This is a genomic window from Streptomyces sp. NPDC048171 (assembly GCF_043202655.1).
Taxonomy (GTDB): domain Bacteria; phylum Actinomycetota; class Actinomycetes; order Streptomycetales; family Streptomycetaceae; genus Streptomyces.
In genome coordinates, this window is the sequence record NZ_JBIDAU010000009.1 from 167,147 (window position 1) to 181,865 (window position 14,719).

General features: G+C 74.0%; 14 protein-coding genes. 8 read left to right on the plus strand and 6 right to left on the minus strand.

Features of this window, described 5'->3' with window-relative positions; all coding sequences use genetic code 11:
• The first annotated feature begins 200 nt into the window (after positions 1–200).
• Genes ACGF3J_RS25705 through ACGF3J_RS25715 form a run of 3 tightly spaced genes read left to right on the plus strand, consistent with a single transcriptional unit; the run spans position 201 to position 2,817 of the window.
• A complete protein-coding gene (locus ACGF3J_RS25705) occupies positions 201–1,055 on the plus strand; it encodes an SDR family NAD(P)-dependent oxidoreductase (RefSeq protein ID WP_393854917.1) in 855 nt (284 codons plus the stop codon).
• 16 nt (positions 1,056–1,071) lie between these two features.
• Positions 1,072–1,992: a DMT family transporter gene (locus tag ACGF3J_RS25710; protein WP_161331597.1), complete on the plus strand. Its 921-nt coding sequence runs from the start codon at positions 1,072–1,074 to the stop codon at positions 1,990–1,992.
• A gap of 30 nt (positions 1,993–2,022) precedes the next feature.
• The gene (locus tag ACGF3J_RS25715) at positions 2,023–2,817 is read left to right on the plus strand and encodes a polysaccharide deacetylase family protein (RefSeq protein WP_393854918.1); all 795 of its coding nucleotides are present in this window, start codon (positions 2,023–2,025) and stop codon (positions 2,815–2,817) included.
• Positions 2,818–2,870: 53 nt separating this feature from the next.
• Here ACGF3J_RS25715 and ACGF3J_RS25720 read toward each other — a convergent pair whose 3' ends face one another.
• Genes ACGF3J_RS25720 through ACGF3J_RS25735 form a run of 4 tightly spaced genes read right to left on the minus strand, consistent with a single transcriptional unit; the run spans position 2,871 to position 7,744 of the window.
• Positions 2,871–4,001, minus strand: coding sequence for an XdhC family protein (locus ACGF3J_RS25720; RefSeq protein WP_393854919.1), 1,131 nt, complete (start codon positions 3,999–4,001; stop codon positions 2,871–2,873).
• Complete coding sequence (locus tag ACGF3J_RS25725) at positions 3,994–6,165, minus strand: xanthine dehydrogenase family protein molybdopterin-binding subunit (protein ID WP_393854920.1); 2,172 nt, start codon at positions 6,163–6,165, stop codon at positions 3,994–3,996. The genes ACGF3J_RS25720 and ACGF3J_RS25725 overlap by 8 nt, the downstream gene beginning before the upstream one ends.
• On the minus strand, positions 6,162–7,154 hold the full coding sequence (locus ACGF3J_RS25730; protein WP_161328226.1) for a xanthine dehydrogenase family protein subunit M: 993 nt from the start codon (positions 7,152–7,154) through the stop codon (positions 6,162–6,164). The genes ACGF3J_RS25725 and ACGF3J_RS25730 overlap by 4 nt, the downstream gene beginning before the upstream one ends.
• Entirely contained in the window at positions 7,151–7,744 is a 594-nt protein-coding gene (locus ACGF3J_RS25735; protein ID WP_064726584.1) for a 2Fe-2S iron-sulfur cluster-binding protein, read from the minus strand. Before ACGF3J_RS25735 ends, ACGF3J_RS25730 begins: the two co-directional genes overlap by 4 nt.
• Positions 7,745–7,979: 235 nt before the next feature.
• Here ACGF3J_RS25735 and ACGF3J_RS25740 point away from each other — a divergent pair, with 235 nt between their 5' ends.
• Positions 7,980–8,570, plus strand: coding sequence for a TetR/AcrR family transcriptional regulator (locus ACGF3J_RS25740; RefSeq protein WP_161328227.1), 591 nt, complete (start codon positions 7,980–7,982; stop codon positions 8,568–8,570).
• Here ACGF3J_RS25740 and ACGF3J_RS25745 read toward each other — a convergent pair.
• Positions 8,533–9,318, minus strand: coding sequence for a response regulator (locus tag ACGF3J_RS25745; protein WP_161328228.1), 786 nt, complete (start codon positions 9,316–9,318; stop codon positions 8,533–8,535). The genes ACGF3J_RS25740 and ACGF3J_RS25745 overlap by 38 nt on opposite strands.
• A complete protein-coding gene (locus tag ACGF3J_RS25750; protein WP_161328271.1) occupies positions 9,315–10,958 on the minus strand; it encodes an ATP-binding protein in 1,644 nt (547 codons plus the stop codon). Before ACGF3J_RS25750 ends, ACGF3J_RS25745 begins: the two co-directional genes overlap by 4 nt.
• 242 nt (positions 10,959–11,200) lie before the next feature.
• Here ACGF3J_RS25750 and ACGF3J_RS25755 point away from each other — a divergent pair, with 242 nt between their 5' ends.
• The 4 genes from ACGF3J_RS25755 to ACGF3J_RS25770 all read left to right on the plus strand — a co-directional run bounded on the left by ACGF3J_RS25755 (position 11,201) and on the right by ACGF3J_RS25770 (position 14,663).
• Positions 11,201–12,187 (plus strand): tripartite tricarboxylate transporter substrate binding protein, encoded by a 987-nt coding sequence (locus ACGF3J_RS25755; protein ID WP_161328229.1) that lies wholly within the window; start codon positions 11,201–11,203, stop codon positions 12,185–12,187.
• Entirely contained in the window at positions 12,184–12,738 is a 555-nt protein-coding gene (locus tag ACGF3J_RS25760; protein ID WP_161328230.1) for a tripartite tricarboxylate transporter TctB family protein, read from the plus strand. Before ACGF3J_RS25755 ends, ACGF3J_RS25760 begins: the two co-directional genes overlap by 4 nt.
• A 1-nt stretch (position 12,739) precedes the next feature.
• Complete coding sequence (locus ACGF3J_RS25765; protein WP_161328231.1) at positions 12,740–14,251, plus strand: tripartite tricarboxylate transporter permease; 1,512 nt, start codon at positions 12,740–12,742, stop codon at positions 14,249–14,251.
• A gap of 82 nt (positions 14,252–14,333) precedes the next feature.
• Positions 14,334–14,663 carry a putative quinol monooxygenase gene (locus tag ACGF3J_RS25770; protein WP_393854921.1) on the plus strand — a complete coding sequence of 110 codons (330 nt, stop codon included), beginning with the start codon at positions 14,334–14,336 and terminating at the stop codon, positions 14,661–14,663.
• Positions 14,664–14,719 lie beyond the last annotated feature (56 nt).

The window sequence follows — 14,719 nt, forward strand, 5'->3', positions numbered from 1 at the left end:
CCGTCGGGGGGCCGGCCGATGAACTGCGAGGATGCACGGCGGACCAAGTTGCCCACCCGGCATGTTCCAAACCACCCCACACAGGTGCGTTTCGGGCAGGCTGACAGGGATACTCCGTGACCGCCCGTCCGGCCGGCCGCCGGAGCCCGACCGCCCGGTCACACGTCTCCGGTGTCCGCCCCGAGCCAAGGTGGTCCCCCATGGTCCATGCGTTCTCCCGCCCCCGGTCCGCTCCCGGACCGCGGGCCGTCACCCCCGACGCGGACCGTGCGAGCACCCGACGGCAGCCCACGGGCGCCCCGGAGACGCGGACCCGGACGGCGCTGGTGACGGGGGCGTCCTCCGGCATCGGCGCGGCCGTGGCCCGCCGGCTGGCGGACGAGGGCGGCTGGCGGCTGGTGCTCACCGGGCGTGACCCGGTGCGGCTGCGGGAGGTCGCCGACGACGCGTCGGCCACCGCCTTCGCCGCGGACCTCACCCTGCCCGGGGCCGACCGGCAGCTGACCGACTTCGCCCTGGCCACGGTGGGTCACGTGGACCTGCTGGTGGCTGGTGCCGGGGTGGGCTGGGCCGGGGAGTTCCTGGACATGCCCCCGCACACGGTCGACGACGTGCTCGACATCAACGTGCTGGCCACGCTGCGGCTGGTGCGGCTGGTGCTGCCGGGAATGGTGGCCGCGGGCTCGGGCCGGGTGGTGCTCATCGGCTCGCTGGCCGGCAGTGTGGCGGTCCGCGACGAGGCGGTGTACTCCGCCGCCAAGGCCGCGATCGGCGCCTTCGCCGACGCGCTGCGCTACGAGTTGCGGGGCACCGGTGTGGGCGTCACCCATGTGGTGCCCGGGGTCGTGGACACGCCGTTCTTCGAGCGGCGCGGGGCTCCCTACCGGCGCTCCAGGCCGCGCCCCGTGCCCCCCGAGCGGGTGGCCGACGCGGTGCGCGACGCGGTGCGGCGGGGCCGCGACGAGGTGTACGTACCCGCCTGGCTGCGGCTGCCCTGCCGGGTCCGTGGCGCGGCTCCGAGCCTGTACCGGCGCCTCGCGGCACGGTTCGGATGAGCGGGAACGCGCGGCGGTGAGTGTCCTCACCGTCGTCCTGGCCCTGTTCGCGGCGCTGGCCAACGCCGCGGCGTCGGTCCTGCAGCGGCGGGCCGCGGCACAGGACGAGGAGCGGGCGGGCGCCCGGCACACGATGGTGCGCTCCCTGCTGCGGCTGGTGCGCGACCGGTACTGGGTGGCCGGCGCGGCGCTGCTGGCCGTGACGACGGTCCTGCAGGCGGCCGCGCTGGCGGTGGGCAGTCTGGCCGTCGTCCAGCCGCTGATGGCCAGCGAGTTGCTGTTCACCCTGATGGTCGGCAGCGTGGTCTTCCACCGGCGTCCCGACGGGCGGACGTGGGTGGCCTTCGCGGCCCTGGCCCTGGGGCTCGCGCTGTTCCTGGGCGCGGCGGCTCCCTCGGCCGGTGAGGACACCGCCGTCGAGGGCCGGTGGGGCTGGGCGGGGCTGGCGCTGCTGGTCCTGGTGACGGCGCTCGCCTCGGCGGGCAGTCTGGTGCGGGGCGCGCCCCGTGCCGCGTTGTTCGGATCTGCGGCGGCGGTGGGGTTCGGCGGTACGGCGGCGCTGCTGAAGGAGGTCACGGGGCGGCTGCCCCAGGGCGTGGGCGCGGTCCTGTCCCAGTGGCCGCCGTACGCCACGGCGGCGGTCGGTGTGGTCAGCTTCCTGCTGTTGCAGAGCGCCCTGCGGGCGGGGACGCTGGCCGCGTCGCAGCCGGCCCTGACCCTCGGCGACGCGCTGACCAGCGTCGGCCTCGGATGGGGTCTGTTCGGTGAGGAGATCGTGCTCGGCGTGCGGGTGCTGCCCGAGCTGATCGGCGTGGCGCTGATCGGCCTCGGCAGTGTCGGACTGGCGCGGGCGCCGTCGGTCCACGGGGCGTGGGACACGGCGCCGGCCGCGCGGGACGGTCCCGGGCGGCGGGGAGGGGAGCAGCGGGGGGCGTGAGTCGCGCCGAGCGGACGGGAGGCACCAGGGATGCGTCAGGGGTTTCACACCGGGCGGGCGGTCTGCGCCGTGGCGCCCGTGGTCGTCGCGCTGGCCCACATCGGTCCGGCCGTGACCTGGCTGCCGGAGCTGCGCCGGCGCCGGTTCCCGGGCCTTGCGGGGCAGGGCCGCCCCGGTCACGTCGCCCTCACCTTCGACGACGGCCCCGACCCGGTGACCACGCCGCGCTTCCTCGACGTGCTGGACGGACTCGGGGTGCGCGCCACGTTCTTCCTGCTCGGCGAGAACGTCGTGCGCCACCCGGCGACGGCCCGGGAGCTGGCCCGGCGGGGGCACGAACTCGCGGTCCACGGCTGGGCCCACGACCGGCCCTGGCTGCCGTCGCCGGGGCGTGACACGCGCGAGCTGCTGCGGGCCGCCCATGTGGTGGGCGAGGCCGCGGGGCGGGCGCCGTTCTGGTACCGCCCGCCGTACGGCATCCTCAGCTCGGGGCGCTGGGCCGCCGCCCGCGGGGCCGGGCTGCGGCCGGTGCTGTGGACCGCCTGGGGCAAGGACTGGCGGTCGGACGCCACACCCGCGTCGGTGCGGGCGACCGTCGCGGCGGACCTGGGCGGGGGTGGCACGATCCTCCTCCACGACACCGACCACGCCTCCGCCGCGGGCAGCTGGCGGGCCGCGCTCGGCGCCCTGCCGGACCTCGTGCGGGACTGCCGCGCGACGGGGCTGGAGGTGGGGCCGCTGGGCGAGCACGGGATCCCCGGTGCGGACGCCGCCACCGGCACCGGGGCCGAGCGGGGCGGGCCGGTACCGGCGCCCGTGCCATGACGCCGACGTCACCGCTTCGGGCACCGGCCGGCCCGCGCGACGGCGCGCTCGGCTCAGGCGGCCGTCTCCGTCAGGTCCCGGTGGATCGGGGTCGCTCCGCCCGTCAGGGGTTCGCCCGTACCGCCGCGTCGGGCCGCGACGATCTCCGCCGCGATGGACAGCGCGGTCTCCTCGGGTGTGCGTGCCCCGAGGTCCAGGCCGATCGGTGAGCGGAGCCGGGAGAGCTCGCGCTCGGTCAGGCCGGCCTCGCGCAGGCGCCGGTCCCGGTCCCGGTGGGTGCGGCGCGAGCCCATCGCGCCGACGAACGCGACCGGCATCCGCAGTGCCTCCGTCAGCAGGGGCACGTCGAACTTGGCGTCGTGGGTGAGCACGCACAGCACGGTCCGCGCGTCGGTGGAGGTGCTCCGCAGGTAGCGGTGCGGCCAGTCGACGACGACCTCGTCGGCCCCGGGGAAGCGCGCCTGAGTGGCGAAGACGGGCCGGGCGTCGCAGACGGTGACGTGGTATCCGAGGAACTTCCCCGCCCGCACGAGCGCCGCCGCGAAGTCGATCGCCCCGAAGACGATCATGCGGGGCGGCGGCACGCTGGACTCGACGAGCAGGGTGAGCCCACCGGGGCAGTGCGAGCCGTCCTCCGAGAGACCCACCGTTCCGGTGCGGCCGTTGTCCAGCAGGGCACGGGCCTCGGCCGCCGCCGTGCGGTCCAGGTCCGGGTGACCGCCCAGACCGCCCTCGTACGTACCGTCCGGGCGGACGAGCAGGGCCCGGCCCAGGAGGTCGGACGGGCCCTGGACGACCCGGGCGAGGGCGGCGGTACCGCCCCGGGCGGCGGTCGCCAGCGCCGCCCGGAACAGCTCCCGCGACGGCGCGTCCGCCCCGACCGGAGTGACCATCATGTCGATGACCCCGCCGCAGGTCAGCCCGACCGCGAAGGCGTCCTCGTCGCTGTAGCCGAACCGCTCCCGCACGGTCTCGCCGCTGCGCAGGGCGTCGGCGCACAGCTCGTACACCGCGCCCTCCACACAGCCGCCGGACACCGAGCCGATCGCCGTGCCCTCGCTGTCGACGGCGAGGGCGGCGCCGGGACCGCGCGGTGCGCTGCCGCCCACGGAGACCACCGTGGCGACGGCGAACTCCCGGCCCTCGTCGAGCCAGCGGTTCAGTTCGGCGGCGATGTCAAGCATCCGCCGCTCCTCCGCCCGTGCCGGCCTCTCCCCCGCTCGCGGTCGCCGCCGACAGGACGCGGTCCGGCCGGATCGGCAGGTTCCGGTGGCGGACGCCGGTCGCGTGCCAGACGGCGTTGGCGACGGCCGCCGCAGCGCCCACGATGCCGATCTCTCCGACGCCCTTGATGCCCACCGGGTCCTCCGGGTCGGAGTCGTCCACCCAGTCCGCGTCGATGTCGCCGATGTCGGCGTGGGTGGCGACGTGATAGCCGGCGAGGTCGGGGGCGTAGAGACCGCCGCTCGCCCGGTCTCGTACCGCCTCCTCGTGCAGGGCCATGGAGACGCCCCAGATCATGCCGCCGACCAGCTGGTTGCGGGCGGTGAGCGGGTTGACGATCCGGCCCGCGGCGAAGATGCCGAGCATGCGGCGTACGCGCACCTCGCCGGTGGCGGTGTCCACGGCGACCTCGGCGAACTGGGCGCCGTAGGAGTGCCGTTCCTTCTGGGCGAGGCTGCCCAGGGCGGCGGTGGTGTCGGACCGTACGGTGATGCCCTCGGGCGGGACGGTGGTGCCCAGCGCCAGCCGCTCGCGCAGTTCGCGGGCCGCCTCCGTGACCGCCCAGGCCCAGGAGCGGGTGCCCATCGAACCGCCCGCGATCATGGCGGGTCCGAAGTCGCTGTCGCCGATCCGGACGCGCACCCGGTCGGGAGCCACCTCCAGTGCGTCGGCGGCGATCATCGTGAGCGCGGTGCGGGCGCCGGTACCGATGTCGGCGGCGGAGATCCGCACCGTGAAGTCGCCGTCGGCCTCGGCGGTGAGCAGCGCCGTGGAGGGTGCGGCGCCCGCGCCGAAGGAGGCCGCGGCCGTGCCCGTGCCCAGCAGCCAGCGCCCGTCGCGGCGCACTCCGGGGCGCGGGTCCCGCTCGGCCCAGCCGAAGCGGCCGGCGCCCTCGCGGAAGCAGGCCTCCAGGTTGCGGCTGCTGAACGGCAGTCCGGAGACCGGGCCGGTCTCGGGTTCGTTGCGCAGGCGCAGTTCGACCGGGTCGACGCCGCAGCGCTCGGCGAGTTCGTCGAGCGCCGACTCGATGGCGAAGGAGCCCGGCGCCTCGCCCGGCGCGCGCATGAACGTCGGGGAGGGCACGTCGAGGCGGACCACCTCGTTGGCCGTGCGGTGCGCCTCGGCGTCGTACATGACCCGGGCCACGCCCGCGCTCGGCTCGACGAACTCGTAGACGGTGGACGTCTGGCTCACCGAGCGGTGGTCCAGGGCGAGCAGGCGCCCGTCGGCGTCGGCGCCGAGCCTGACCCGCTGGGCGGTGGGGCTGCGGTAGCCGGCCAGGGAGAACATCTGACGCCGGGTCATGACGACGCGCACCGGGCGCTGGAGGACGGTCGCGGCCATCACGGCGGACACCTGGTGGGCGCGCAGGCCCTTGCTGCCGAAGCCGCCGCCGATGTGCTCGGAGCGCACCCGCACCGCGGACTCGTCCAGGGAGAACATCTTGGCCAGTTCGCCCTGGATCCAGGTGGTGCCCTGGTTGGAGTCGACGACCTCCAGCCGGCCGCCGTCCCACAGGGCCGTGGCGGCGTGCGGCTCCATCATGCTGTGGTGCTCTTCGGGGGTGGTGTACGCCTCGTCCACCACGAAGGGGGACGCGGCGAGGCCGGCGTCGAGGTCGCCCTTCTCCGTCTCGGCCGGCATCACTCCGGCGGCCGGGTAGGCGTCGGGGTGGGCACCGGTGAGCAGGGTGTCGTGGGGTTCCTCGTCGTAGGCGACGACCAGGGCCTCGGCGGCCTCGCGGGCCTGCTCGGAGTTCTCGGCGACGACGAGGGCGACCGGCCAGCCGAGGTGCGCCACCCGGTCGTTCTGGAAGACGGCGGCGGTCGGGTCCGGCGGGATGCCCAGCAGGCCGACGTAGTCGGTTTCGAGGCGCGGCGCGTTGCCGTGGTGCAGGACGGCGAGGACGCCGGGCATGGCGAGGACGGGTTCGGTGTCGACCGAACGGATGCGGCCGCGGGTGACGGTGGAGAGCACCAGCCAGCCGTGCGCGAGGTCGGCGAAGGGGATCTCACCGGCGTAGCGGGCGGCTCCGGTGACCTTCTCGCGGCCCTCGACGCGGGTCTGCGAGGTGCCGACGACGCCCCTGAGCGTCGTACGGCCGCCGGTCGTGGCGGTGGTCATCGGGCGGCCTCCTCGGTGAGTTCGGTGAGCACGGCCACCACGAGGTTGCGCATGAGGGTCACCTTGTATCCGTTGTCGGGCAGCGGCCTGGCGGCCGCGAGTTCGGCGTCGGCCGCGGCGGCGAAGGTCTCGCCGTCGGCGGGCGAGCCGGTCAGCACGGCCTCGGCCGCGTGCGCCCGCCAGGGCCGCGAGGCCACCGCGCCGAAGGCCAGGCGCGCCTCGCGCACGACGCCGTCCTCGATGTCGAGCGCCGCGGCGACGGAGCCGATCGCGAAGGCGTACGAGGCACGCTCGCGCACCTTGCGGTAGCGGGAGTGGGCGGCGACCGGGGCGGGCGGCAGGGTGATGCCGGTGATCAGCGCGCCGGGCGGCAGGGCGGTCTCGCGGTCGGGGGTGTCGCCGACGGGGAGGTAGAAGTCGGCGAGCGGCAGTTCGCCGGGACCGTCGAGGGTCTCGTAGCCGACGACGGCGTCGAAGGCGGCGAGTGCCACGCCCATGTCGGACGGGTTGGTGGCCACGCAGTGGTCGGAGGCGCCGAGGATCGCGTGGTTGTGGTGCTCGCCCGTGACGGCGGGGCAGCCGCTGCCGGGTGCGCGCTTGTTGCAGGGCCGGCCGAGGTCGGCGAAGTAGCCGCAGCGGGTGCGCTGGAGCAGGTTGCCGCCGACGGTGGCCATGTTGCGCAGCTGCCCGGAGGCGCCGGCCAGGACCGCCTGGGTCAGCGCGGGGTAGCGGCGGCGGACCTCGGGGTGGGCGGCGAGGTCGCTGTTGGTGACGGTGGCGCCAACGCGTAGGCCGCCGTCCGCGTTCGGTTCGATGCCGTCCAGCGGGAGTTCGCGGACGTCGACGAGGCGGGCGGGGCGTTCGACGCCGGTCTTCATCAGGTCGACGAGGTTGGTGCCGCCGCCGAGGAAGCGGGCGTCCGGGTCGGCGGCGAGCAGGGCGACCGCGCCGGAGACGTCGTCGGCGCGCTGGTATCCGAACTCCCTCATGCCGCCGCCTCCTGCGCGTCGCGGTCGCCGTCGGTGCCGCGGGCCTCGGCCTCGTGGGCCTCGGCGGCGCGGGTGACGGCCTGAACGATGGAGACGTAGGCGCCGCAGCGGCACAGGTTGCCGCTCATCCGTTCGCGGATCTCGTCCGGTGTCAGGGGTGGCGGCCCGGCCTCGGGGCGTACGTCGTCGGTGGCGGCACTGGGCCAGCCGGCCGCGTGCTCCTCGATGACGGCGATCGCCGAGCAGATCTGGCCGGGCGTGCAGTAGCCGCACTGGTAGCCGTCGAGGTCGAGGAAGGCCTGCTGCACCGGGTGCAGCCGGTCGCCCTCGGCCATGCCCTCGATGGTGGTGATCTCGCGCCCCTCGGCGGCAACGGCGAGATTCAGGCAGGAGACGGCGCGGCGCCCGTCGACCAGGACGGTGCAGGCGCCGCACTGTCCCTGGTCACAGCCCTTCTTGGTGCCGGTGAGATCGAGCCGCTCGCGCAGGGCGTCGAGCAGGGTGGTGCGGTGGTCGACGGTCAGCTGGTGCTTCTCGCCGTTGATGTTCAGAGTGACGGCGCTGGTCGTAGACGAGGGTGCTGGGGCCATGATCAGCCTTCTCTGGTCTCTGGTGACAGCTTCTTGGGTGTCCGACGACTGGAAAACGGGCTGTAGGCGGGAAGATCATCCGCGGCCGGGACCTCCGGCTGGTCTCGCCGGCCCCGATCGCCGTTAGAGTGGACTCACAACCGGACAACTGTCCGCTCGCTGAGAACGCAAACGTAACGGACAGTTGTCCGGTTAGCAAGAACGGGATTCGGCCACGAACCCGGAAGGAGGAGGAGTGCCGCCGCCGAAGAAGGACAGGACGGACGCGCCCCTGCGCTCCGACGCGCAGCGCAACCGCGAGCGCATCCTGCGCGTCGCCACGGAGGAGCTGACGCGCTGCGCGAACGCCCCGCTGAGCACGATCGCCAAGAAGGCGGGCGTCGGGCAGGGCACGTTCTACCGCAACTTCCCGCATCGCGAGGCGCTGGTCCTCGAGGTCTACCGCTACGAGATGCAGCAGGTGGCGGACGCCGCGAGGGAGCTGCTGGCCACCCGGGAACCCGACCGGGCGCTGCGCGAGTGGATGGACCGGCTCGCCCGGTTCGCCCTGACCAAGGTCGGTCTGGCGGACGCGATCCGGCTGGTCACCAGCGCACCGGGCAGCCCGGCGAAACCGGAACCCGCCCCGGTCACGGAGGCGACCGAACTGCTGCTGCGCGCGAACGACGAGGCCGGCACCATCCGGCCCGGTGTGTCGGCGGACGACTTCTTCCTGGCCATCGGCGGCCTCTGGCAGGTCGACGCCAGCGAGGACTGGCAGCCGAGGGTCACCCGGCTCCTCGACCTCGTCATGGACGGGCTGCGGGCGGGAGCGCCAGGCCGGTGACCGCGCCCCGGAAGCGGTAGCGGCGCTCCGGGCGGCCCGCCACGCCGTAGCGCAGCGAGACCTCCGCGGTGCCGACGGTGTGGAAGTGCTCCAGGTACCGGCGGGCACTGACCCGGGAGACGCCGGTCAGTGCCGCGCACTCGCTCGCGGACAGCGTGCCGTCGGCCTCCCGAAGGGTGCGTTCGACCAGCTCGGCGGTCTCCACGCTCATGCCCTTGGGCAGCGCCGGTGCGGCCACGGCCGGTACCGCGCCCGCAAGGACGCGGTCGACGTCGGCCTGGCTGCGCACCACCGTGCCGAGCAGCCGCCCGCGCTGGACGGCGTAGCGCTCCAGCCGGACCCGCAGGTCCTCGAACTCGAAGGGCTTGAGCAGGTAGTCGACCACGCCGTGGCGGACCGCGCCGCGCACCGCGTCCGCCTCCCGTGCCGCGCTGATGACCATGACGTCGCAGTCGTGCCCGGCGGCGCGCAGCCTCGGGATGACGTCCAGGCCGAAGACGTCCGGCAGGTAGAGGTCGAGGAGGACGAGGTCGGGGCGGAGTTCGGCGACGGCGGCGAGCGCCTCCTCGCCGGTGCCGGCGACGCCGACGACCCGGAAGGGCTCGACGCGTTCGACGAAGGCGCGGTGGACGCGGGCCACCATGAAGTCGTCGTCGACCACGAGCACGCCGATCGCGCCGCCGGGGCCGTGGGACGCCGGCGCCCCCGCCGTACCGGTCGCGTCGGGCGGGCCGCTCGTACCCGTCATGGCGTCGCTCCTTCCGCCACCGCGTCGGTGAGGTGGCTGACGGTCATGCGTGCGGTGAACATGGCCCCCTCGGGGGTGTTGGTCACCGAGATCTCACCGCCGTGACGTTCGCAGACGAGCCGGGTCAGCGCCAGGCCGATGCCGCGCTCACCCTGCCGGGCGGCCTTGGTGGTGAAGCCGTGCGAGAAGACCTCGCGGGCCAGTTCGGGGGCCACGCCGGGCCCCGAGTCGCGGACCACGATCTCGACGCTGGCGGCGTCCTGCCGCAGCTCGACCTCGACCCAGGCGTCGTGGTCCTCGCCCGCCGCCGCGGCGTCCACGGCGTTGTCGACGAGGTTGCCGAGGACGGTCGCCACGTCGGCGGCGTCGTGCGGGACGAGCCGGTCCAGCGCCGTGCGGTCCGAGACCCGCAGCGCGACCCTGCGCTCGGCGGCGAGCGAGGACTTGGCCGTGATCAGCGCGGCGACGGCGGTGTCGCGGACCCGGCGGCTGAGCGTGACGTCCAGGGACTGGCGGCGCTGGTTGAGAGCGCGGATGTAGCGCACCACCTCGTCCTGCTCACCTATCTGGATGAGCCCTGAGATGGTGTGCAACTGGTTGGCGAACTCGTGGGCCTGGGCGCGCAGCAGCTCGGAGGTGCTGCGGAAGGAGCCGATCTCCCGCTCCAGGCGGGCCAGTTCGGTGCGGTCGCGCAGGGTGGTGACCGAGCCCAGCGGGTGACCGTCCTTGGTGACGGTCATGCGGTTCATGACCAGGACCCGCCCGTGCCGGACGACGACCTCGTCGCGGGGCTCGGCGGCGTCCGGCGCGGTCCCGGCCAGTACGTCGCGCAGCCGCCCCTCGATGCCGAGGCCGTCCAGGCTCTGGCCGACGCAGTCGGCGGGGAGGTCGAGCAGGCGCCGGCCCATCTCGTTGACCAGGGTGAGCCGGTGCTGCGGATCGAGGGCGACGACGCCCTCGGCGATGCCGTACAGCATGGCTTCCCGGTGCTCGGCGAGCCCCGCGATCTCGCGCGGCTCCAGGCCGAGCGTCTGCCGTTTCACGCGCCGGGCCAGCAGCCAGGAGCCGGCCACGCCGAGGCCGCTGGCGATGCCGAGGTAGGCGAGGAGGTAGGAGGAGGCGCCGCTCAGTCGCTGCCACACCGTCGGGTCGGCCTCGCCGACCATCACCGTGCCGAGATGCCGGCCGAGGGTGTCCCGGGTGGCGCCGAGTACCGGGACCTGGGCGACGAGTTCACGGCTGCCCCGCAGGGTCAGAGGCCCCGACCAGCCGCGCCCCGCGGCGGCGCCCTCGACGCGCGGCAGCCGGCCGCCGATCAGCGTGGGGTCGGTGGAGCTGACGACGCTGCCGTCGGCGCCGGCGATCGTGACGGAGGTGACGCCGGACTGGGTCTGGGTGGAGTTGACCAGCGGGGCGAGGGCCTCCTGCGGCACGGGGCGCAGCAGCTGGCTGCGGACCAGCGGCGTGGCGGCCAGCTGTTCGGCCAGCGCGGTGACCCGGCGGCCCTCGACGCGGTTGAAGGTGGCGCGGGACTGGGCCAGCGAGACGGCGGCGACCGCGCACAGGACCACCACGACGATGGCGAGCTGGAGAACCAGCATCTCGCCCGCGAGGGTCTGACGGCGGAAGGTGGGTGCCACGGCGGACTCGATCTCGGCTGACTGGGGCGGGCGGGTGTGCCGGGTCGCCATCATGGCGCCCACCTGCGGCGAAGGAAAGGGATGTGCCGTCTTCGCAATGAAGCGGCGACCGCAATGACCACAACCTCCCTTGGTTCCGCAAGGAAGACACGCCGCCGGAGCGCGGGCACCATGTGGCCCACGTCACCCTTCCCCACAGGGCTCCCCGTACCGATCTACCCAACCGACAGGTGGTGTCATACGTGCGCCTGCGCACCCCCCTTGCCCTGCTCGGGGCCGCCGTGCTCGTGCTCGCGGGACCGCCGCTGCTCTCCTCCGGCGGCGACTCCGACTCCGGCACGCAGATTCCCGGCCTGCGCTTCATGGTTCCCAACACGCCCGGCGGCGGTTACGACATCACCGCCCGCACGGCCGCGAAGAACGCCGAGGACGCCGGGCTCACGCACAACATCGAGGTGTTCAACCTGCCCGGCGCGGGCGGCACCGTGGGTCTGAGCCGGCTGGTGAGCGAACACGGCAACGGCAAGCTCGCGATGTCCATGGGCCTCGGCGTCGTCGGCGCCGCCCGCTCCAACCACGCGCCCAAGACCCTCGCCGACACCACGCCGATCGCGCGGCTCACCGAGGAGCAGGACGTCGTCGTGGTCGCCAAGGACTCGCCGTACCGGACGATCGACGAGCTGATCGACGCCTGGAAGAAGGACCCCGGCAAGATCCCCGTGGGCGGTGGCTCGTCGCCCGGCGGACCCGACCACCTCGCGCCGATGCTGATGGCGCAGGCCGCCGGGATCGCCCCGAAGTCGGTCAACTACATCCCCTTCGACGGCGGCGGCGAACTGCTCGCCTCGATCCTCGGCAACAAGGTCGGCTTCGGCGTCTCCGGCGTCGGCGAGTACCTGGACCAGATCAAGGCGGGCGAGCTGAGGGTGCTCGCGGTGACCGGCCCGGAGCGGGTGGACGACCTGAAGGACGCGCCGACGCTCAAGGAGTCCGGCTACGACGTGGACTTCACCAACTGGCGCGGCATCGTCGCCCCGCCCGGCCTCTCGGAGGCGGAGCGGAACAAGCTGACGCGCCTGGTCGAGGAGTTGCACGACTCGCCCGAGTGGCGGGAGTCGATGGACAAGAACGGCTGGGACGACGCGTTCCTCACCGGTGAGAAGTTCGGCACCTTCCTGGACGCCCAGGACAAGCGTGTGGTGTCGGTGCTGAAGGAGCTGGGACTGTGACGACACCGACCGACTCCACCCCCACCCCGGAGGCGGCCGGCGCCTCGGCGCCCGAGCGGCGCTCCTGGCTGCGGGACCACTCCGAACTCGGCGTGTGCGCCATGCTGCTGGCGCTGGGCGTGCTCGTCCTGACCGACGCGCTCACCATGGACGTCGACATCACCCAGCGCGGTCCGGTCGGCCCGAAGACCGTGCCGGTCGTGGTCGGCATCGGCCTGCTGGTGATCGCCGCGCTGCTCGCCGTGGACGTCCTGCGCGGCGGCCGGGGCGAGGCCGAGGGCGGCGAGGACATCGACCTGTCCGAACCGGCGGACTGGCGCACGGTGCTGCTGCTCTCCGGGATCTTCCTGGGCGCCGCCGCGCTCATCGAGCCGGCCGGCTTCCCGGTCGCCGGGGCCCTGCTCTTCTGGGGCGCCGCCTTCGCCCTGGGCAGCCGGCGCGTGGACCGCGACCCGCTGATCGCCGCGGCGCTGTCCCTGCTCACCTACGTCGTCTTCGACAAGCTGCTCGGTGTGCCGCTGCCCGGCGGTCCGCTGATGGGAGTGCTCTGACATGAACGCCCTCAACTCCCTCATGGACGGGTTCGGCACGGCCCTGTCCCCGCTCAACCTCCTGTGGGCCGCCCTGGGTGTGCTGCTCGGCACGGCGATCGGTGTCCTGCCCGGCATCGGCCCGGCGATGGCGGTGGCGCTGCTGCTGCCGGTGACGTACGGCCTCGACCCGGTCGCCGCGTTCATCATGTTCGCCGGCATCTACTACGGCGCGATGTTCGGCGGTTCGACGACCTCCATCCTGCTGAACACCCCCGGCGAGAGCGCCGCGGTGGTGGCGGCCATGGAGGGCAACCCCATGGCCAAGGCGGGGCGCGGTGCGCAGGCGCTGGCGGCCGCCGCCATCGGCCACTTCGCGGGCGGCATGATCGGCACGATCCTGCTGGTGGCGCTGGCGCCGACGGTCGCCGACCTGGCGGTGGACATCGGTGCGCCGGACTACTTCGCCATCATGGTGCTGGCGTTCATCGCCGTGACGTCGGTGCTGGGTTCCTCGCGGGTCAGAGGTCTGGCCTCGCTGCTGATCGGCCTGACCATCGGCCTGGTGGGCCTGGACCAGATGACGGGGCAGCAGCGGCTGACCTTCGGTTCGCTGCAACTCGCCGACGGCGTCGACGTGGTGATCGTCGCGGTCGGTCTGTTCGCGATCGGCGAGGCGCTGTGGGTGGCGGCGCACCTGCGGCGCGGCGCTGCCGAGCCGATCCCGGTGGGCCGGCCCTGGCTGGGCCGCGGGGACGTCCGCCGCACCTGGAAGTCGTGGCTGCGCGGCCCCTTCATCGGCTTCCCGTTCGGGGCGATCCCGGCGGGCGGTGCGGAGATACCCACCTTCCTCTCCTACGTCACGGAGAAGCGCCTGTCCAAGCACAAGGACGAGTGGGGCAAGGGCGCCATCGAGGGCGTGGCCGGACCGGAGTCCGCGGCGTCGGCCTCGGCTGCGGGGACGCTGGTGTCCATGCTGACCCTGGGCCTGCCGACGACGGCGGTCGCCGCGGTCATGCTGGCCGCCTTCCAGCAGTACGGCATCCAGCCCGGCCCGCTCCTCTTCGAGCGCGAACCCGAGCTGGTCTGGGGCCTCATCGCGTCCCTCTTCGTCGGCATGGTGCTGCTGCTCGCGCTCAATCTGCCGCTGGCACCCGTGTGGGCCAAGCTGCTGCGGATCCCGCGGCCGTACCTGTACGCGGGGATCATGTTCTTCGCGGCGGTCGGCGCGTACGCCGTCGGCGGTGAGGTCGTCGACCTCGTGATCCTGCTGATCATCGGCCTGGTCGGCTTCGGCATGCGGCGCTACGGCCTGCCCGTTCTGCCCGCCGTGATCGGCGTCATCCTCGGCCCGAACGCCGAGCAGCAGCTGCGCCGCGCCCTGCAGATCAGCGACGGCAGCGTGACGGGCCTGGTCAACACGCCGTTCGCGGTGACGGTGTACGCGGTGATCGTGCTGCTGCTGGCCTGGCCGCTGCTGAGGCGACCGCTGGCGCGGCTGGCGGGCCGGGGACGGACGCGGGCCGACGCCTGACCCCGGATCCTCGTACCGTGATCCGGAGACGGGTCCTGCTCCGTCCGGCAGGACCCGCATCCGCACGACAGAGGAGAGTCCCATGATTTTCATCACCGCGAAGTTCCAGGTCCTTCCGGAGCACGCGGACCGGTGGCCGGAGATCTCCGGCGACTTCACCCGGGCCACCCGGGCGGAACCCGGCTGTCTCTGGTTCGACTGGTCCCGCAGCATTGAGGACGCCGCGGAATATGTCCTGGTCGAGGCGTTCCGCGACGACGAGGCAGGCGCGGCGCACGTCCAGTCGGCGCACTTCCGCGCCGCGCAGGAGCAGCTGCCGCGCTACCTGGCCCGCACGCCGCGCATCGTGAACGCATCGCTCGACCAGGACGACTGGTCGCTGCTGGGTGAGATGGCGGTCGAACGCGACTGACGGGCGTGCGGTCGTCCGGTCAGGGCGGCCTCCGCCGGAGCCAGGGGCGCCCTTCC